We start from the raw sequence: 19,914 nt of genomic DNA, 5'->3' as shown, positions 1-19,914 counted from the left end.
GAAAACAAAAATAGAGATTTGTAAATTTATAATGATACGATTAACAAATAATTTTGATAGCATAGTTTTGGTTTTATTTACCATAAGATTATTGCATCTTTGCATTACTATTTTACTTGTTTATGAAGACTGTTTATTTTGATAATGCTGCAACTACCCAAATGCGTGATGAGGTTATTTTTAAAATGACCGAATGTATGAAAAATAATTATGGAAACCCTTCTTCAACACATAGTTATGGTAGGCAATCTAAATCTATAATTGAAACTTGTAGAAAGGCTATTGCGTCGCATTTTAAGGTGTCTGCGTCTGAAATTGTATTCACTTCCGGAGGCACTGAGGCTGATAATTTGATTTTGAGAAGTGCTGTTAGAGATTTAGGAGTCAAGGACATTATTACCTCGAAAATAGAACATCACGCCATATTACATACCGTTGAAACACTTAAAAAAGAATATGGCATTCAAATTTCATACGTAAATGTAAAGTCTGATGGTCATATAGACTACAATCATTTAGAAGAGTTGTTACAATCTGATCACAAGCAATTAGTAAGTTTAATGCATATTAACAATGAAATTGGGAATATGTTAAACATGCCGTTAGTTGCTAAATTATGCAAACAACATAATGCCTTATTTCATAGCGATACAGTGCAATCTATTGGTCATTACCACTTAGATTTAGAAAAAATTTCTGTAGATTTTCTGGCAGCTAGCGCACATAAATTTCATGGCCCTAAAGGTGTTGGTTTTGCATTCATCAGAAAGAATTCAGGTATAAAAGGTTCTGTTTTTGGAGGCGAACAAGAGCGTGGGTTTCGTGCAGGAACTGAAGCGATTCATAATATCGTTGGCCTAGATGAAGCGTTAAAACTAGCCTATAATAATCTTGAAACCGAACGTGAGTATATTTCAAATATAAAAACCTATTTCATTGAAACGCTTACAGATGTTTTTCCAGAAGTTATGTTTAACGGAAGTTGCTCAGATAAAGAACGCAGTACGTACACGCTCATAAATGTTTGCTTGCCGATTGCTGCAGAAAAAGCCTCATTACTTCAGTTTCAATTAGATTTAAAAGGGATTGCCTGTTCTAAAGGAAGTGCTTGTCAAAGTGGAAGCTCTCAAAACTCTCATGTGTTAAGTGAAATTTTAGATGACACACATTTAAAACGACCTTCAGTTCGCTTTTCTTTTAGCTCATTCAATACTAAAGAGGATGTAGATTATGTAGTTGCTGTTTTGAAAGAGTTTGTTTAAAATCGAGTACTCAAACGCAGGTTAAACACGCGAGGCGTTAGATAATTTGGAATAGCAAATTGACGCTTGCTGTATACATCACGAACCCAAGTATTAGTAATGGAATTCTGTGCATTGAAAATATTGAAAATTTCAAAGCCTATAGACAATTCTTTAAAACGCTGTTTCCATTTTTTTGTATAGGTTTTGTTAGGGTCTACCAGAACATATGAAATACCTACATCTGCACGTTTGTAGTCTGGTAAACGGTTTTGAAACTGGTAAGGATCGGCGTAACTAGGTGAGCCACCAGGAACTCCTGTGTTGTACACAAGATTTAAATACATTTTTAAATCTGGAAGCGCTTTCATATAATCCTGAAATAAAGCTCCAAATTTTAAGCGTTGATCGGTAGGTCTTGCAATATAACCTCTGTCATCGATGTTTTCTTCAGTTTTTAAGAACCCAAAGCTGAACCAACTTTCAGTACCAGGAATAAATTCACCATTAAGTCGCATATCTAGTCCGTAGGCATATGCTGTAGCGTTATTTCGAGCTCTGTAGCGAATCCTAACGTTTTCCAAGGTGTACGGATTAACATCTGTTAAATTCTTATAATAAGCTTCTGTGACGAGCTTAAAAGGACGTTTCCACATTTCAAAACTGTATTCGTGTCCTAAAACAATATGAACAGATTTTTGAGCTTTTACATCAGGTTGTACTATACCTGAAGAATCTCTTAATTCACGATAAAAAGGAGGTTGGTAATACAATCCACCAGCAATTCTAAAGAGCATGTCTTTTTCCCAATCTGGTTTGATGGCAAATTGAGCTCTTGGGCTAAACACGGTTTGTGTAGAACTGGATACGTCATCTTGATTTGGAATTTTACTGTTTACTGTCCAATTATGAACTCTAACACCAGCATTGTAAAATACTTCATGGTTACCAAGCATAGAGCGTTTGCTCCATTGTGCATAAGCCTGTAGTCTGTCTATTTGAACTTCGTTAGTTGCTCTTACATTTTGAAATGCAACTAAAGGACCTTCAAAAGGTTCGTAAGGTTGGCTGTTTGGAATGTCAAAAATAGGAGGTCGCACCGAAAAACCAGCACTATCAATGACTTCCCATTCTACTAAACGATCTCTAATATCTTCATGTGTATACTTAACAGACCATTCAAGAGTGCTCTCATCATCTAATTTGTAATCTCCTTTGTGTTCCACATTAAAGATCAATGCATCTAAATCATTTCTTGCATGTGTTAATTGGGAGCCAATTCCTTCACTAAACTCCACTTCACCTAAATTTTCATCTCCAATATTACTGTTAACTTCACCCAATCTGTATTGCGCTAAAATGTCGAAGTATTCTTCTTCTGTAGTATGATAAGCAGAAGCTATAAGTTTTAAAGTAAGGTCTTCTGTTGGAAAATAATTCGCTTTAAAAGCACCAAAAGATGTCAGGTACTGATCTTTTTCTTGTCCTTCGTAAAAGACTAATAAAGCAACAGGTTCATCAAGTGTTCCAAAATTAGTTTGTCTGTTTTGAGGTTCAAAATCATATTGATTAAGAGAAATGTTTCCTAAAAAATTTAAATGAAATTTATCAGAAAACTTATATGTAAGATATGTTTGAGCATCTGCAAAAACGGGAACCACATTGGTTTCGGTTTCCAGAGAGTTTATAAACAAACTGTTGTCTCTGTAGCGCAATCCCATAATTCCTGAAAACTTAGAGTCTTTGCTAACTGCTTCAGCTGCAAGACTACCACCTAATAAACTTGCTTCAGCACGAATACCGAATTTTAAAGGTGTTCTGTAGGTAATATCTAAAACAGAAGATAGCTTGTCACCATATTTGGCCTGAAATCCGCCTGCAGAAAAATCGACATTTTGTACCAAATCGGTATTGACAAAACTCAATCCTTCTTGTTGTCCTGAACGGATTAAAAATGGTCGATACACTTCTATTTCATTCACATACACAAGGTTTTCATCAAAGTTTCCACCACGAACAGAATACTGTGTACTAAGTTCATTTGAGATGTTAACTCCTGGTAAGGTTTTTAAAATATTTTCAACACCAGGTTGTGCGCCTTTTATAGTTCTTAAAATTGCAGGAGGAATAGAGACAACACCTTCAACAGACTGTTTTGTATTGCTGTTAATGACAACCGTAGTGATTTGCTCAACTTCAACCTTCATCACAGGGTTAAACTCAATTTCTTCTCCATTTTTTAAGTTAAACGTTGCTTCAACTCGCTTATGGGATAAATGTGTAAAAACGATTGTGATATCTGTATTTGCTGGAATTTTAAGTTCGTAAAATCCGTTTTCATTGGTGGTTGTACCCGTATTTTCAGCTTTGATACTTACGTTGTAAATGGGTTGTTGTTGGTCATCAAGAATAACGCCTCTAACGGTTGCATTTTGTGAAACACCAAAGAACGGTAAACTTAGTAAGAGTAATAGGAGTAAACTATTTATTTTCAAAAGGCTTCTTTTTTATTTTCTAAAAAACGTTGCTTCAAATGTAGAACTATTTCCAATATTATCGACAACAATTACTTTCAAATTATTTTCAGTATCAGAAATTACTTGGTCATCAAAATAATAAGTAAGCGTATCTTTTTTATAATCATACTCCATTAAAATCCATTTACCGTTTATGGTTGCTCTGTAATTGCTAATGCCTGAAAGGTCATCTTCAATTTTGATTTTTAAGTATTCAGACTTGCTTAACCATTTTCCATTTTGAAAATTTATTGGCTTAATAGTTGGGCTAATCGAGTCTGTTGCTAAAGTAAATGTGCCCAATGATTTTGTTCTAGCAGTTAAGTAATCACCTTGTCTGGTTGTATTAACATAATAGGGTTTTTTGTAATATCCATAAAGTTTTGCGATAAAGAGTTTGCTTTTATCTTCTTCTGAATAGTTTTCAATGTTATAACTAATAACGCAATTTTTCATAAGAGGAACCACATCTTTATGTAATATTAAGGTATCACTGCTAACGGCAAAATCTATATGAAAATTGTCATAAAAGGTATGCTTTGGAAAAAATACAGATATATTTTTATCTTCAAGTCTGAGTGATTCATTGGCTTGAACGTAATAAGCTGGTTGAAGATCATAACCTTCTAGACGTTCTTTAGCTTTCTTTCCTTTAATAGGAATGCTTACCCAGGATTCGTTTCCTTGAAAATCTTGAATTCTAATTTTATAAACCGAAGACGTACTGTCTTCAACTCGTATGTATCCTTCTTCAGAAACGTCTTTGAGCATGCTTAAGGTGTTTCCAGATTGTACAAAAAGTTTTTGAACACGTGATTTTTCTGTTTTAAAGATTTCAAAGTCAATATAACGGTTAAGGTGTTTGGTTTCATCAAAACTGAAACGTTTGAAGTCCATTTCAAAATTCTTATTTCCGTTGAAAAAAGTTTGAATATTACTAACTCCATTTTTATTGTATGCTAAATCCTGTTGATCGTAACTTACAACACCAAAACCAATATCACCAAAAGCGTCTATAGGTTCTACGCTGTAATCACCGTTTTTATTCGGAATGAGACGTAATTCTTTCTTGGTTTTAATATCATTAACATGCGATTGTCTGTTTTTAGGATAGGCGTAAACCGCAGTGACGATTGGACGTTTGGTGTCTTTCACATCCATTCCAAAAAGCAATGGGTTGATTGGTCGCTCAGCATTATCTCTGATTTCAAAATGTAAATGTGGTCCACCAGAACTTCCTGAATTTCCAGAGAAGGCAACTATTTCATCAGTTTTAATTGGTAACTCATCAGGAGAAGGGAAGACTTCAATTTCATAAGATTCTTTTTCATATTGCTTCTTTTTAATAAAAGCTTCGATTGTAGGTGAAAATTTTTCTAAATGTGCATAAACGGTTACATAGCCATTAGGATGAGTGATGTATAAGGCTTTTCCGTAGCCAAAATGAGAAATTTTAATCCTGCTCACATAGCCTTCAGCAGCTGCATACACATTTAAACCTGTTCGTTGTTGCGTTTTGATGTCTAAACCAGAATGAAAGTGGTTTGAACGAAGTTCTGCAAACGTTCCAGATAATACTAATGTAACATCTAGCGGATTTCTAAAATAATCTTGAGGATAAAGGGATTGGCTAAAACCAAATTGAGAGATAAAAAGGACAAAAAAAATATATTTCATAGGTAAAATATCAATGCTTGAATGTTATAACGTAAAAATATTGAATTATTTTGAATATAGAAAATAATCTATAAAGGTTTTTTGAAGATTCAAATTTCAAAAATACTAAACTTAAGATTCAAACAAATACAATCAATAAAAATTTAATTATGTGCTAAGCTGCTGTATGACTGACGTTTCGATATAAATTTAAAATTTATTCTAAAAGTATTGTTATTTTTCATTTGGTATGTTAACTTTGTTACATCAGTATTGAATTTTGTAAATGAGTAAAATTGAAGATATTGTAGATTCCTTAGAGAATAAAATTAGCAAAGTTTTGCACAAACTGGAAGTTTTGAAGCAGACCAATGCTAAACTCTCAGAGGAGTTAGCAGTTCAACAGCAAAAGAATATAAGTCAGCAAGAAGAAATTAGCGCTTGGGCAGACAAATATGAAGCACTCAAAATGGCAAATTCATTATTGGGCAGTGACGAGAATAACAGAGAAACGAAGCTTAAAATAAATACATTAATTAGAGATATTGATCATTGTATTGCACAATTATCTGAATAGTGTAACTAAAATTTAATGGCAGAACAGCTAAAAATAAAGCTATCTATAGCAAACCGAGTGTATCCTTTAACTATTGCGCCAAGTCAGGAGGAAGGGTTGCGAAAGGCAGCTAAAAAGATTGAAGCCATGATAAGCCAGTTTGAACAAAATTATTCTGTTCGTGACAAGCAAGATGTGTTAGCCATGTGTGCTTTACAATTTGCTTCTCAGGTAGAACAGAAAACAATAGATAAAGCCGAAGTAAGCGAGGAAGTTGAAACAAAGCTGGATGCTTTAAATCAACTTTTGAGTGAGCATTTAAGTGCTTAACGTTCTTTTAAATACAACATTAGGTTACTGCCTACATTAGTTATTTTATTTTTGATAAACTCAACATTAATTCTTTAAAAAGGGTGAGTTTAAGCTGTAAAATCGGGCTGCTAGTACTAAACTTGTTTTAGTGTCTTTGGCAGATTTTTGATCAGTTTGTTAGCCCTAAACTTGTTTTTAAGGAGTTTATACAAAATCCAAAACTGATGTAGGCTTTTTTTTTAAACTCGATTTAACTTATATTAAATTGGGTTGTTCTCAATATAATTGAGAAATTTTGATCATATCAAAAACATTTTAAACTAATTAAAACATGGACACGAACACAATTTTAATGATTGTTGGAGGAGTAGTATTAGGAGTAATACTAGGATATATTATTGCAAAATCTCTTGAAAAGAATAATGCATCAAAACTTATTAAATCGGCTAAAAACGAAGCAGATTCAATTATAAAACAAGCTAAAGCTGAAGGCGATTCTATCAAAAAAGATAAGATGCTTCAGGCTAAAGAAAAGTTTATTGAATTAAAGTCAGAGCACGAAAAAGTCATTTTGTCTCGTGATAAAAAAATGGCAGAAGCTGAAAAGCGAACCAGAGATAAGGAATCTCAGACGTCTAGCGAATTAGCTAAAGCGAAAAAAGCGACTCAAAGTCTTGAAGACAAAATTAAAGACTACGATTTCAGACTAGAATTTCTGGAAAAGAAAAAAGAAGAGGTTGAAAAAGCTCATAAAAGTCAGATTAAACAATTAGAAGTAATTTCAGGCTTATCTGCCGAAGACGCTAAATCTCAATTAGTCGAATCTTTAAAGAATGAAGCAAAAACAGATGCGATGAGCTATTTGCAAGACACCCTTGAAGAAGCAAAACTTACAGCGCAACAAGAAGCAAAGAAAATTATAATTAATTCGATTCAACGTATTGGTACTGAAGAGGCTATTGATAACTGTGTGTCTGTTTTTAATATTGAATCAGACGACGTAAAAGGCCGAATCATTGGTAGAGAAGGTCGAAATATTAGAGCCATTGAAGCAGCAACAGGTGTAGAGATTATTGTTGACGACACACCAGAGGCCATTATTTTATCATGCTTTGATTCTGTACGACGAGAGATTGCACGTTTGTCTTTACATAAATTAGTGACTGATGGAAGAATTCATCCAGCCAGAATTGAAGAAATTGTTAAAAAGACAGAGAAACAAATTGAACAAGAAATTATAGAAGTTGGTAAACGAACTGTCATCGACTTAGGAATTCACGGTTTGCATCCAGAACTCATAAAACTAGTAGGTCGAATGAAATACCGATCGTCTTACGGTCAAAACTTGTTACAACACTCTCGTGAAGTAGCTAAATTATGTGGTGTTATGGCTGCTGAATTAGGATTAAATCCTAAACTGGCTAAACGGGCAGGTTTACTTCATGACATAGGTAAAGTACCATCATCTGAAGCAGATATGGAAACTCCTCACGCTATTTTAGGGATGCAATGGGCTGAAAAGCATGGTGAAAAACCAGAAGTATGTAATGCCATTGGTGCACACCATGATGAAATAGAGATGACAACCTTATTGTCTCCAATTGTTCAGGTTTGTGATGCGATTTCTGGAGCAAGACCAGGAGCGAGACGACAAGTACTTGATTCATACATTCAGCGTTTAAAAGATTTAGAAGATGTTGCTTTCGGGTTTACAGGAGTAAACAAGGCTTACGCTATTCAGGCAGGTAGAGAGTTACGTGTTATGGTAGAAAGTGAAAAGGTTACCGATGAGCAAGCTGCAAATCTATCGTTTGAAATATCTCAAAAAATTCAGACAGATATGACCTATCCTGGACAAGTAAAAGTAACGGTAATTAGAGAAACAAGAGCTGTGAACATAGCTAAATAATTCTCATTAATCACCTACATTATATAATGAAAAGCGTTCTAAGAATTAGAGTGCTTTTTGTTTTTTAAAAGTGAGTGTAAAGGTGGAGCCTTCATTTAATGTACTGCTCAATTCGATTTTTCCATTTAAAGCCTCTACTTGAGTTTTAGTAATGTATAAACCAATACCTCTCGAGTCTTCTCTGTCAGTGCCATGGAAAGTTTGGTACATTTCAAACAATTGATTTTTGTATTTCTCAAGGTCAATGCCTATTCCATTATCAGAAATCAATATTTTTATGGTGTCATTTGTATGAACGGTTTGAAGTATAATTTTAGATTTTCGGTCTGGATGACTGTATTTAATACTATTTGAAATTAGATTATGAAGAATGCTTTCAAAATAAGATACATTTGTTTTAATAGCATCAGCTTCTCTAATAGCATTATGAATGCTTATGTCTTTTTGCTGTATCTCCAGTTCTAGACTTTTGATAATTTTTTTAGTACAGTCATAAATATTAATATGTTCATTAATCTGACTTATAGTTGACTTAGATTTTATGCTAATAATTTCATTTAAATCTATTATGGTATATGTGAGTGATTCTGAAATGGTTTTTAAATGTTTAACTAAATCTTTTTTTTCATCTTCGGTTTGTGCTTCATCATAAAACTCTAATATGTTTTTTAAATTACCAATATGCGTTTTGAGGTTATGAGACACAATATGTGTGAAATTGTGAAGTCGCTTATTTTGATTTGTAATAAGTTCCAGATTTTTCTTGAGGAGTTCTTCAGTTTTCTTTCTATTGCTAATATCAGCATGAGTACCAATAATTCTTAATGGGTTATTGTTTTTATCTCTGGAAACAACTTTTCCACGATCCAGAATCCATTTATACGTTCCGTCTTTACACAAAACACGATGTTCATTTTTGTAATCGTCTGTTATGCCATTAAGATGTGCGTTATAATCTTTTAGATACTTCTTTTGGTCTTCGGGATGAATGCGTTTGTCCCATTGGATCTCTGAGTTTTTTATTTCTGAATCTTCATAACCAAGCAGTTGCTTTGAGGTTTTTGAATAATAAATTTCATCTGTGGAAGCATTCCAGTCCCAAAGACCAACATTAGAATTCTTCAGTGCAAATTGCCATTTAAGTTCATCTAAACTTTTATTGAGTTCAGGTTTTTTATCGTATTTATCTGTTTTAAAATAAGATAGCTTATCCATTAGTCTTTTCATATTATCTATTTTGGTATTAAGACACTATAAATTACATACTGTCACTATAATGTAATAAAAATTATTTACGTGGATGGTGCTGTAATAAAACGTCTTTGAGATGAGAGCGATTTACATGCATGTAGATTTCTGTTGTAGTTATACTTTCGTGGCCCAGCATAAGCTGAATAGCTCTTAAGTCGGCACCATTTTCCAGTAAATGGGTTGCGAATGAATGTCTAAACGTATGTGGAGAAATAACCTTATTGAGATGAATAGCCTTAGCAAGATCTTTTATAATGGTAAACACCATGGCTCTTGTTAATTGAGAGCCTCTGTGATTTAGAAACAAAGTATCTTTATACTCATTATTCACATCAATTTTTGTCCGTTCTTGTCTCCATATATTGATATAGTTTTGAGTGTTCAAACCTATAGGTACAAATCGTTGCTTATCTCCTTTACCAGTAACTTTAATAAAACCTTCTTCAAAGAAAAGGTCAGACATGTTTAAATTGATAAGTTCACTAACACGAAGACCACAACTGTATAAAGTTTCTAAGATCGCTCTATTTCGTTCTCCTATACATATGTTATTATAACGTTTTGATAAATCTATTGCTCCAATAAGAGCATCAATTTCTTCTACACTAAGTGTATCAGGTAGCTTTCGACCTGTTTTAGGAGATTCTATATGGTCTAATGGATTAGTTTTACGATAATCTTCAAATACTAAATAGGAAAAGAAGCTTCGTAAACCAGATATCAATCGTGATTGTGATTTTGCATTGATGCTTTTAGAAGCCTCATAAATAAAAGACTGTATCTTGTTTTTATCTATATGGATTGGAGAACTAATTATATGATGTTTTTCTAAATATACGATTAGCTTTTGTACATCTCGAACATAGCTTTCAATTGAATTATGCGATAAGCCGCGTTCTATTTTTAGATAATGTTGGTAGTCTTTAATAGCAATTTGCCATTTCATAGTGTGTTTTCTCTAAATTTAAGGTAGATAATGGTAAAAATAGGGGTTTTCTGAACGAATTTATACGCTATTTGTCGTATTTTTTATTTATATTGTTAATAAATACTTTTGTAAATGCTTGATTGTCAGTATTTAGTGTTTTTGTGTTCACAAAATTGTTAATAAGTCTGCAAATATTGTTTATTATTTCAAAAAAAAGTATTTAGTTTGTACTAATCAATTTTAAAAACTTATAAATTATGAAAAAATTAATGTTATTAGCTGCTGTTGCAGTTTTTAGTTTATCAAATGTAAACGCTCAAGGCGAATTAAGAGCTGGTTTAAACGGAGGATTTCCAATTGGAGATGCTGGTGATCTTTACACTTTCGGATTTGGTTTAGATGTAAACTATTTATGGGAAGTATCTGAAAGCTTTCAAGCAGGTATTGCTACAGGTTTTCAGACTACTGCAGGTGATGAGTTTACAGAGACTATTGATTTAGGGTTTTTTGGAACTCAAACAATTACAGCAGATATCGAAAATTTTGATTATATTCCACTAGCTGCTGCAGGTCGTTTTATGGCTTCTGAAGCATTTGTTTTAGGTGCTGACTTAGGGTATGCAATCGCTGCAGGTGAAGGTGATGGAGGTTTTTATTATGCACCAATGGTAGCATACAACATCACTGAAAAGTTTCAAGCAGGTTTATCTTACAGAGGAATAAGTGTTGATGGTGGTAGTTTTTCTACAATTAACCTTGGAGTTAACTATAGAATCCTATAATATAACGCATTATATTTATATAAAAGGGTGGCAATTTGCTACCCTTTTATATGGGTGAAAATTTACAAGAATTTTCTTGCATAGTAAAGTCACATAGTATATTTTTGCCGCCAATTAAAAATTAAAATACAAATCTTTAAATTAAATATTATGAAAAAATTATTACTTTTATCTGCAGTAGCAGTGTTTGGATTGACAAATGTAAACGCTCAAGACGAAGCGACTGAAAAAACATTTGGTTTTGAAAAAGGAAACATTATGGTTGAGGGTAACTTAGGTTTTAGCTCTAGTACTGATACTGATTCTGATGATTCAGGAGATTTATTCGAAGAAAAAAACTCTAGCTTAAACTTTAACCCTAAAGCAGGTTACTTTATCTCTGATAAATTTGCAGTAGGTATCCAGTTAAACCTTAATTCATTTAAAAATGAAGATACAAATTTAATAGTAGACCCAAGTGTTACTGAAGAAACTAAAACATCTTCATTTGGTGGTGGAGTGTTTGCTCGTTACTACTTTTTAGATTTAGGTGAGCGTTTTAAAACTTATGGTGAATTTGGAGTAGGATTTAACTCTGGTAATACTGAAACTACTGTTACAGGTTTAGATGATCCTATTGCTGATTACGATACTTCAGGATTTGGAGCAGGAGTAAGTTTAGGTATCAACTATTTTGTAACTGAGTGTTTTGCAATTAATTTTGTATTAACAGATGTGTTATCTTACAACTCAACTTCAGGAGAGAACAACTTAGAAGGTGCTACTGATGAATACAAAGTGTCTTCATTTAACGGAAACGTAAACGTATTTAACAATTTCTTCCAAACAGCTCAATTTGGTTTAACTTGGAAGTTCTAATTTAGAACTGAAATATATTAAAAAGCCGAAGCTAATTGCTTCGGTTTTTTTATGTCCAATTTTTAATATCTTTACGCTATGAAGAAGCTAATAATTATCAATGGACCTAACATTAATTTATTAGGTAAACGAGAAACCAATATCTACGGTGATTTATCGTTTACAGAATTCTTCGAGTCCATCGCAAGTAAATATCCTGATGTAACCTTAGAACACTACCAATCTAATGTTGAAGGCGAATTAATTAATAAAATACAAGAAGTTGGTTATAGCCATGATGGCATCATATTAAATGCAGCAGCTTATACACATACCTCAATTGGTATTGGTGATGCTGTAAAAGCTATTGAAACTCCAGTTGTTGAAGTTCATATTTCTAATACATTCTCACGAGAGGAGTTTAGACATCAATCTTATGTCTCACCCAATGCTAAAGGTGTTATTTTAGGCTTTGGCTTACAAAGCTATGAATTAGCGATACAGAGCTTTTTAAGTTAACTTTACAGAATTATACATTTTTCTGCATGAAACAGACTGTACTTTGCCTTTTAGTTTGTGTCGCATGGAGTTGTTCTTCTAACGCTCAACCTAGTGTCGGTTTTGGTATTAAAGGTGGTGTAAATTTGACGTTTTTTCAACTGGCTGAAAGTAATTTTGGTTCAACTACTGAAATTGAAGTAGGTTACTATGGTGGTGTTTTTACAGATTTTTATATGGATAATTCATTTTCTATTCAACCGGAAGTATTACTTATAAATTTAGGTGACTTTAATTTTTTGAATGTACCTATTTATGCAAAGTATAAAGTGGCAAATAACATGTACATTCTTGCTGGTCCAAGCATGAACTATTTTTTCGATTTTTTTAGTAATAAATTTAAAGTTCGAGCAGATATTAGTGCCTCTTACACCATAAGTAAACAATTAGACACACATATAAAATATACCTTGGGTTTTGAAGAGTTTTCTCCAAATGGCTTTTTTTTTATTTTAAATAGTGTTTGAAACTTATAAATGAATCACTTCATCATACGCATCAGCAACTGCTTCCATTACAGCTTCACTCATTGTTGGATGAGGATGCACAGCTTTTAAAACTTCATGACCTGTAGTTTCCAGCTTTCTACCCAAAACAGCTTCGGCAATCATATCTGTAACACCTGCACCAATCATATGGCATCCTAACCATTCGCCATATTTTGCATCAAATATAACTTTAACAAATCCTTCTTTGTTTCCAGCAGCACTTGCTTTTCCTGAAGCAGAGAAAGGAAATTTGCCAACTTTAATATCAATACCTTGCTCTTTTGCTTGTTTTTCAGTTAGACCAACACTAGCAATTTCTGGAGCGCAATATGTACAACCAGGAATGTTTCCATAGTCTAATGCTTCAACATGTTGACCAGCAATTTTTTCTACGCATAAAATACCTTCAGCAGAAGCAACATGAGCTAATGCCTGACCAGGAGTAACATCTCCAATTGCATAATAACCAGGAATATTAGTCTGGTAGTAATCATTGACTAAGATTTTATCTCTGTCAACAGCAATTCCAACATCTTCTAATCCTATATTCTCTATATTTGATTTGATTCCAACAGCAGACAATACTAAATCTGCTTCCAATACTTCTTCTCCTTTTTTCGTTTTAACAGTCGCTTTTACACCTTTTCCAGAGGTATCTACTTTAGTGACTTCAGAAGACGTCATTATTTTTATACCACTTTTCTTGAAAGAGCGTTCTAATTGTTTAGAAACATCTTCATCTTCAACAGGTACAATATTTGGTAAATATTCGACAATGGTGACTTCTGTTCCCATAGAGTTATAGAAATAAGCGAATTCAACACCAATCGCTCCAGAACCCACAACAATCATCTTTTTTGGTTGACTAGCTAAAGTCATTGCTTCTCTGTAGCCAATTACTTTTTTACCATCTTGAGGCAAACTGGGTAACTCACGACTTCTTGCTCCAGTTGCTATGACAATATGGTCTGCACTGTATTCTTTACCATCAACTTCAACTTTTTTTCCGGGTTTTAGTGTTCCGAAGCCTTCAATAACATCAATCTTATTCTTCTTCATTAAGAACTTTACGCCATTACTCATGCCTTCAGCAACGCCACGACTACGTTTTACAACAGCATCAAAATCATGTTCAGCATCTTTAACTTTAAGTCCGTAATCTTCTGCGTGTTTTAAATATTCAAAAACTTGGGCTGATTTTAATAAAGCTTTTGTTGGAATACAACCCCAATTTAGGCAAACTCCACCTAAGCTTTCTTTTTCTACAACAGCAGTCTTTAAACCTAGTTGTGAAGCTCTGATTGCTGTTACGTAGCCTCCAGGACCACTTCCAAGTACTATTACATCGTATTTACTCATGAGTCTATTTTTGTCTAATTTTTAAGAATACGAAGTTACAAAACCAAACGTAAAAATTCCAATATCTAAATCACAAATTCACAAACTATAATGTTATTTGATTTGAAACCGGTTTAAGAATTTAGATTTTATGATTTGGCTCTATAATTAAAGGTCATCGGTAAAATGTCTTCTGCCTTTTTCTTGATTAAATTTTTCCTGATTGTAAGTTTTTGATTTGCCTTTAGGAATTGATAGTGAAACCCAATTGTTTTTCTTTAAGAGTTTGCCTAAAAAAACAAGCTGACCAATATGGTAGGCGTAGTGGGCTAATTGTCTGTTAATAGCCTCAATAACAGTATGGCCTTGGTTTCGTATGTAAATGATGCGTTCCAGATCTTTTTCTGTTAAAGATGAAATGGCATCAAATAAACAATTCCAACCTTTCATCCAATAGATTACGAGTTCTTCTTTGGTTTGAAACGTATCTTCAAATTCCTTATCCCGATATCGCCATGATTTTTCACCATCTTCTGTTAGAAAATTTGTCCATCGACTCAACATATTTCCTGCAATATGCTTAACAATAATGGCTATCGAATTTGAGTCATCTACAAATTCTTTCTTAAGTTCTTCGATAGATAGTTGATTAATGGTTTTATCTCCAAGTGATTTGTAATATTCAAATTGTTTAATGATACTTGGTAGATATGAATTATACATCGATATAACTTGATATTTTAATAATAAAAATAGTGATACTCCACCTTAAAAGCTATGATTTCTCATAGTTAGATGTTATATTACTATAAACTTATGACGCTTGTTTTTATTTTTTTGGAACGAATTCCAAAGCGACACCATTAATACAATGACGTTTACCTGTTGTGTTTCTCGGTCCATCATTAAAAACGTGACCTAAATGTCCACCACAAGTTGCACAGTGTTCTTCAATACCATAAAATGCAGAAGAACTTTCTTTAGTATAGGCTACATTACCCTTGATTTCCCTGTCAAAACTTGGCCACCCAGTACCTGAATCAAATTTGTGCTCACTTTTAAATAACGGAGTATGGCAAGCTGCACAGTGAAAGGTGCCTTCGCTGTATTCATTATTTAATGGACTTGAAAACGCACGTTCAGTTCCGGCTTGTCTTAATACATAATATTCTTGTTCTGTAAGTTGCTCTTTCCATTCAGCTTCTGTTTTAGTGATTTCGAATGTTTCTTTATTTTTATTTTTTTGAGCTGAAGAATTACAACTAAAGGAAAGAGTAATGATAACTAAAGTGAATATCTTTTTCATGTTTTATAATTTTTTTCTTCTTTTAAGTCGGAATATTTAGCAAAAACTTACTTCTTTACTGATAAAAACATTGTAAATTTTCATTTTTAATCTGTTAATATTTAATAAGAATTGGAATGTGACATTTTTATATCTATATGTGTCAAATATAGTGGAGCGAATTTTGTAATTTTAACTGGTAATAATTAAACTAATGAAAATGAAATATAAAAACACAATAATAGCATTCGGAACTTTAATCATGTTTTTATCTTGTGCCACCAATCCGCTTACAGGAAAAAAAACGTTAGCGTTTGTGTCAAATAATGAAATATTTCCTTCTGCATTTGCGCAATATGATCAGTTTTTATCAGAAAATAAAGTCATAAATGGTACTTCAGATTCCGAAATGATCAAACGTGTCGGACAACGAATAGCTGTTGCTGCAGAACGCTGGCTAAATGCAAATGGATATCAAGGTTATTTAGAAGACTATAAATGGGAATACAACTTGGTTGAAGACAACACAGTGAATGCTTGGTGTATGCCAGGAGGTAAAATTGTTTTTTACACAGGTATTTTACCAATTGCTCAAAATGAAACAGGTGTAGCAGCAATTATGGGACATGAGGTAGCTCATGCTCTTGCCAATCACGGACAACAACGTATGAGTGCTGCTTATATTCAGCAAGGTTTGGGAGCTGTTGGAAATATAGCAATTAAGGATGAACAAACGAGAGATATTTTTAATCAATCTTATGGTATAGGTTCAAATGTTTTAGGAATGCTTCCTTTTAGTAGAAGCCATGAATCGCAATCGGATGAATTTGGATTAACATTAATGGCCATTGCTGGTTACAATCCAGATGAAGCGGCAGAATTATGGAAACGCATGAAAGCGAATAGTGGAGGGCAATCACCTCCAGAATTTTTAAGCACACACCCATCTAATGACACACGAATTTCTAACTTACAAGGTTGGGCTCCAATAGCAAAAGCTGAAGCTAAAAAGTTTGGTGTAACCTCTTTTAGGCCTCTAGGAGAGTTTTAGTATCAAGTTCTTAAAAATTGTCTTATTTTAGAAGCTGCTTACTTAAAGGCAGCTTTTTTTATGGAACACTTACAAAAAGGTAGTAAAAAACTACTTAATGCATGGGCTTTTTATGACTGGGCAAATTCGGTATATACACTGACTATAGCATCTTCAATTTTTCCGCTCTTTTACTCGTTTTTATTTGTTGAAGGTTCCGATAAAATAGTTCAAGCTTTTGGATTGGAATTTAAAAGTTCTGCTCTAATTACGTATGTAACTGCATTTACTTTTTTAGTAGTATCGGTATCTTCACCAATACTTTCTGGTATAGCAGATTATGTAGGCAATAAAAAGAGTTTCATGAAATTCTTTTGTTATGTTGGAGGAGCTGGATGTATTGGACTTTACTGGTTTAGTATAGAACATATACATTTAAGTTTACTGTTTTACTTTATGGGTTTGATAGGATACTGGGGAAGCTTAGTGTTTTATAATTCCTATTTGCCAGATATAGCATTTCCAGAACAACAAGATAGTATAAGTGCTAAAGGATTTAGCATGGGTTATATTGGAAGTGTACTTCTTCTAATATTAAATTTAGTAATGGTAATGAGTCAGGAAACTGGAGAAGAGAAAATGCAAATGATGCGTTATTCTTTTGTTACTGTTGGCTTGTGGTGGATTCTCTTTAGTCAGTATACCTTTTATGTTCTTCCTAAAGGCGTTTCCGATGGACATAAAGTAACTAAAGCTGTTTTACTTCATGGTTTGAGAGAATTGAAGCAGGTTTGGTTGCAGCTCAATCAAAATCTAAGACTTAAACGATATCTCATTGCTTTTTTCGTGTTTAGTATGGCTGTACAAACCATAATGCTTGTAGCAGTTTATTTTGGTGAAGAAGAAATTCTCTGGGGAAATTCAGATGCTAAAACGCAAGGCTTAATTGTTAGTATCTTAGTCATACAATTAGTTGCAGTACTTGGTGCTTTTTTAACGTCTCGCGCATCTTCAAAATTTGGAAACATTCCAACGCTTATCGTGATTAACTTTATTTGGATGTCTTTATGTGTATATGCTTACTTTATGGAAACGCCTATTCAGTTTTATATTGCGGCATCATTAGTTGGATTGGTCATGGGAGGTATACAATCTCTGGCCAGATCTACCTATTCTAAGTTTCTACCAGATACAGATGATACAACTTCTTATTTTAGTTTTTATGATGTAGCTGAAAAAATAGGAATCGTAATTGGGATGGTTATTTTTGCGACTATTGATCAGGTCACGGGAAGCATGCGTAATGCAATCTTATTTTTATTTGTGTTTTTCTTTGTAGGAATACTTTTATTGTTCAGAGTTCCTATGAAAGAAAAATAATACTTATGTTTGTTTAAACAATTACCTTATACTAATTATGAAAAAGCTAAATTTTATTTTTAGCCTGTTGGCTTTATGCTTTTTACTCAATTGTGATAGTGATTCATCATCTGATGATGCTGATGACCCAAACAACTGTACTGAAGCTAACCTATTACTAACACAGGCTCAAGCTGATTTTACTGACGCTAACCAATTAAATTATACATCCAGATGTAACAGCTATAAAGCAGCATTAGAAAACGTAAAACTAGTTTGTGGTGATGACACAGGAGAAATTCAACTATTAATTAATAATTTAGGTGATTGTACACAAAATACCAATCCCAGTACTCAGGCATTGATGACTGCGAATTTGAATGGTGAGCAGTTTAATGACTTAAAGCCTAATGGATTCAATTTATTCAATAGAGCTATTAACATAGTCACCTTTTCTTATGCAAATGACGATGATTATATTTCAATTCAGGGAAACAGTACTTATCAGAACGTAATTCCAAATAATTTAACAAAAGAAATTACTATTTATATACCTCAGAGTAGCTGGAGCATCGGCACTTATAACCTAGCAGAAGGTCCAGTATATTCAGATAATAATGTCACACCAACACCTCATTATGATCTCGTTTATTTTGATAATGATGATTACAGCGGAAACATTGAAGAAGAAGGCTCAATTACAATTACAGAATTTGATCTTAATGAAAGAATCATAAGAGGGACTTTTGAATTTTCATATTCTAGAACTAGCGATACAGACGTCATTGGTCCGTTTGATTGTACCAATGGCACCTTTGAGTATTCTTTGGATGATGATTATTTTGATTAATAACCTATAAAGAATTTAGAAAAACCACTAATTTTAATAGTGGTTTTTTTATTTTTTAAATTGAAAATGTGAATTTATTTTAAGACATCATGCTTAAAATAAATTAGTATGTTTGTAACAAACCTATCATAATATATAATGAAAAAAATAACTTTTTTAGTTTCAATATTAGTTTTTTTAACAGCTTTTACTTGTGAAAATGAGCCTCTGGAAGGCGATTTTACAACAGAGGATGTATTGTCTTGTGAAATAGCTGCTCAAAACACACAGGATGCAGCAATAGCTTTTCTGGATGTTACAGATGAGAACTATATACAATTATGTATTGCATATAGAAATGCTTTAGAAGTTCAAATAGAATTTTGTGATGATCCTGAAGGCATATTGCAAACTCAAATTAACAGTCTTGGAGATTGTGGAAGTACTAATCCAGATCCATGTGAAACAGTGACTATTGCAGCAGCAGAAGCAGAAACGGCATACAATGAAGACCTTTCTAATTCTACTTTGTGTAATGCTTATTTAACAGCGTTGCAGATACAACTAACAGTTTGTGGTGATGCAAACGGAAATATTCAAGCTACAATTAATGGTTTAGATTGTGGAATCACTAACCCTGATTCTTGTGAAATAGCCACTATCGCAGCTGATGAAGCAGAAACTGCATACAACTCAGATACAACTAACTTTAATTTATGTAATGCCTACAAAATAGCTTTACAAAATAAGATTACAGCTTGTGGTGATACCAATGGAAATATTCAAACTGTAATTGATGATTTAGGAGATTGTGGTAATGATAATACTCCCAATTATGAGATTGGTGATATTGGTCCAGGAGGAGGTTATGTGTTTTATTTAGATAATACTGGTGGAGGAATGGAAATTGCTCCAGTTGAAACAGAGTTTCTTACACAATGGGGTTGCTACAGCACTTCCATATGTACTTTCCTGAAATAGGTTGACTAAAAATTAAACCTTTTAGTACTACACCTAATGAAAGACAAAAAACAACACT

The 19,914-nt window shown here is 33.1% G+C and carries 19 protein-coding genes and 1 other RNA gene; 13 read left to right on the top strand and 7 right to left on the bottom strand.

Features of this window, described 5'->3' with window-relative positions:
* Nucleotides 1-122: 122 nt before the first annotated feature.
* Nucleotides 123-1,262 (top strand): cysteine desulfurase family protein, encoded by a 1,140-nt coding sequence (locus ACRHNM_RS11280; RefSeq protein ID WP_431136613.1) that lies wholly within the window; start codon nucleotides 123-125, stop codon nucleotides 1,260-1,262.
* Here ACRHNM_RS11280 and ACRHNM_RS11275 read toward each other — a convergent pair.
* Together ACRHNM_RS11275 and ACRHNM_RS11270 are read right to left on the bottom strand one after the other, a co-directional pair.
* Nucleotides 1,259-3,736: a TonB-dependent receptor gene (locus ACRHNM_RS11275; protein ID WP_431136611.1), complete on the bottom strand. Its 2,478-nt coding sequence runs from the start codon at nucleotides 3,734-3,736 to the stop codon at nucleotides 1,259-1,261. The genes ACRHNM_RS11280 and ACRHNM_RS11275 overlap by 4 nt on opposite strands.
* Before the next feature lie 12 nt (nucleotides 3,737-3,748).
* Nucleotides 3,749-5,434: a M23 family metallopeptidase gene (locus tag ACRHNM_RS11270; RefSeq protein WP_431136609.1), complete on the bottom strand. Its 1,686-nt coding sequence runs from the start codon at nucleotides 5,432-5,434 to the stop codon at nucleotides 3,749-3,751.
* 265 nt (nucleotides 5,435-5,699) lie between these two features.
* Here ACRHNM_RS11270 and ACRHNM_RS11265 point away from each other — a divergent pair, with 265 nt between their 5' ends.
* From ACRHNM_RS11265 to rny, 4 genes are all read left to right on the top strand, one after another.
* Nucleotides 5,700-5,990 carry a hypothetical protein gene (locus ACRHNM_RS11265; protein WP_431136607.1) on the top strand — a complete coding sequence of 97 codons (291 nt, stop codon included), beginning with the start codon at nucleotides 5,700-5,702 and terminating at the stop codon, nucleotides 5,988-5,990.
* A 15-nt stretch (nucleotides 5,991-6,005) separates the two neighbouring features.
* Nucleotides 6,006-6,299, top strand: a complete 294-nt coding sequence (locus ACRHNM_RS11260) for a cell division protein ZapA (RefSeq protein WP_431136605.1) — start codon at nucleotides 6,006-6,008, stop codon at nucleotides 6,297-6,299.
* 58 nt (nucleotides 6,300-6,357) lie between these two features.
* Nucleotides 6,358-6,487, top strand: a non-coding RNA gene (gene ssrS, locus ACRHNM_RS11255) — 6S RNA.
* 125 nt (nucleotides 6,488-6,612) lie between these two features.
* Entirely contained in the window at nucleotides 6,613-8,190 is a 1,578-nt protein-coding gene (rny, locus tag ACRHNM_RS11250; RefSeq protein WP_431136603.1) for a ribonuclease Y, read from the top strand.
* A gap of 45 nt (nucleotides 8,191-8,235) precedes the next feature.
* Here the strand turns inward: rny and ACRHNM_RS11245 are convergent, their stop codons facing one another.
* Both ACRHNM_RS11245 and xerA read right to left on the bottom strand, forming a co-directional pair.
* Nucleotides 8,236-9,417: a sensor histidine kinase gene (locus ACRHNM_RS11245; protein WP_431136601.1), complete on the bottom strand. Its 1,182-nt coding sequence runs from the start codon at nucleotides 9,415-9,417 to the stop codon at nucleotides 8,236-8,238.
* A 61-nt stretch (nucleotides 9,418-9,478) separates the two neighbouring features.
* Entirely contained in the window at nucleotides 9,479-10,387 is a 909-nt protein-coding gene (xerA, locus tag ACRHNM_RS11240) for a site-specific tyrosine recombinase/integron integrase (RefSeq protein ID WP_431136599.1), read from the bottom strand.
* Nucleotides 10,388-10,626: 239 nt separating this feature from the next.
* Here xerA and ACRHNM_RS11235 point away from each other — a divergent pair, with 239 nt between their 5' ends.
* The 4 genes from ACRHNM_RS11235 (at nucleotide 10,627) to ACRHNM_RS11220 (ending at nucleotide 13,013) form a co-directional block, all read left to right on the top strand.
* On the top strand, nucleotides 10,627-11,151 hold the full coding sequence (locus tag ACRHNM_RS11235) for an outer membrane beta-barrel protein (protein WP_431136597.1): 525 nt from the start codon (nucleotides 10,627-10,629) through the stop codon (nucleotides 11,149-11,151).
* Nucleotides 11,152-11,301: 150 nt separating this feature from the next.
* Nucleotides 11,302-12,009 (top strand): outer membrane beta-barrel protein, encoded by a 708-nt coding sequence (locus tag ACRHNM_RS11230; RefSeq protein ID WP_431136595.1) that lies wholly within the window; start codon nucleotides 11,302-11,304, stop codon nucleotides 12,007-12,009.
* A gap of 78 nt (nucleotides 12,010-12,087) precedes the next feature.
* The gene (gene aroQ, locus ACRHNM_RS11225; RefSeq protein WP_431136594.1) at nucleotides 12,088-12,507 is read left to right on the top strand and encodes a type II 3-dehydroquinate dehydratase; all 420 of its coding nucleotides are present in this window, start codon (nucleotides 12,088-12,090) and stop codon (nucleotides 12,505-12,507) included.
* Between the two features lie 26 nt (nucleotides 12,508-12,533).
* A complete protein-coding gene (locus ACRHNM_RS11220; RefSeq protein WP_431136592.1) occupies nucleotides 12,534-13,013 on the top strand; it encodes an outer membrane beta-barrel protein in 480 nt (159 codons plus the stop codon).
* Between the two features lie 3 nt (nucleotides 13,014-13,016).
* Here ACRHNM_RS11220 and lpdA read toward each other — a convergent pair whose 3' ends face one another.
* The 3 genes from lpdA to msrB form a co-directional block, all read right to left on the bottom strand.
* Entirely contained in the window at nucleotides 13,017-14,393 is a 1,377-nt protein-coding gene (lpdA, locus tag ACRHNM_RS11215; RefSeq protein WP_431136590.1) for a dihydrolipoyl dehydrogenase, read from the bottom strand.
* 147 nt (nucleotides 14,394-14,540) lie between these two features.
* On the bottom strand, nucleotides 14,541-15,095 hold the full coding sequence (locus tag ACRHNM_RS11210; protein WP_431136588.1) for a DUF1572 family protein: 555 nt from the start codon (nucleotides 15,093-15,095) through the stop codon (nucleotides 14,541-14,543).
* Between the two features lie 106 nt (nucleotides 15,096-15,201).
* Nucleotides 15,202-15,678: a peptide-methionine (R)-S-oxide reductase MsrB gene (gene msrB, locus ACRHNM_RS11205; RefSeq protein ID WP_431136586.1), complete on the bottom strand. Its 477-nt coding sequence runs from the start codon at nucleotides 15,676-15,678 to the stop codon at nucleotides 15,202-15,204.
* Nucleotides 15,679-15,877: 199 nt separating this feature from the next.
* On the opposite strand from msrB, the gene ACRHNM_RS11200 reads away from it, so the two are divergent.
* The 4 genes from ACRHNM_RS11200 (at nucleotide 15,878) to ACRHNM_RS11185 (ending at nucleotide 19,856) form a co-directional block, all read left to right on the top strand.
* Nucleotides 15,878-16,708 (top strand): M48 family metallopeptidase, encoded by an 831-nt coding sequence (locus tag ACRHNM_RS11200; protein WP_431136584.1) that lies wholly within the window; start codon nucleotides 15,878-15,880, stop codon nucleotides 16,706-16,708.
* Between the two features lie 60 nt (nucleotides 16,709-16,768).
* Nucleotides 16,769-18,067 (top strand): MFS transporter, encoded by a 1,299-nt coding sequence (locus tag ACRHNM_RS11195; protein WP_431136582.1) that lies wholly within the window; start codon nucleotides 16,769-16,771, stop codon nucleotides 18,065-18,067.
* Between the two features lie 37 nt (nucleotides 18,068-18,104).
* On the top strand, nucleotides 18,105-18,896 hold the full coding sequence (locus ACRHNM_RS11190) for a hypothetical protein (RefSeq protein WP_431136580.1): 792 nt from the start codon (nucleotides 18,105-18,107) through the stop codon (nucleotides 18,894-18,896).
* A 138-nt stretch (nucleotides 18,897-19,034) separates the two neighbouring features.
* Nucleotides 19,035-19,856: a hypothetical protein gene (locus ACRHNM_RS11185; RefSeq protein WP_431136578.1), complete on the top strand. Its 822-nt coding sequence runs from the start codon at nucleotides 19,035-19,037 to the stop codon at nucleotides 19,854-19,856.
* Nucleotides 19,857-19,914: the final 58 nt, after the last annotated feature.

Source organism: Psychroserpens mesophilus (assembly GCF_050617655.1).
Taxonomy (GTDB): domain Bacteria; phylum Bacteroidota; class Bacteroidia; order Flavobacteriales; family Flavobacteriaceae; genus Psychroserpens; species Psychroserpens mesophilus_A.
Note: the sequence above shows the minus strand (reverse complement) of the source record. Positions and strands in the feature narration are given on the sequence as shown.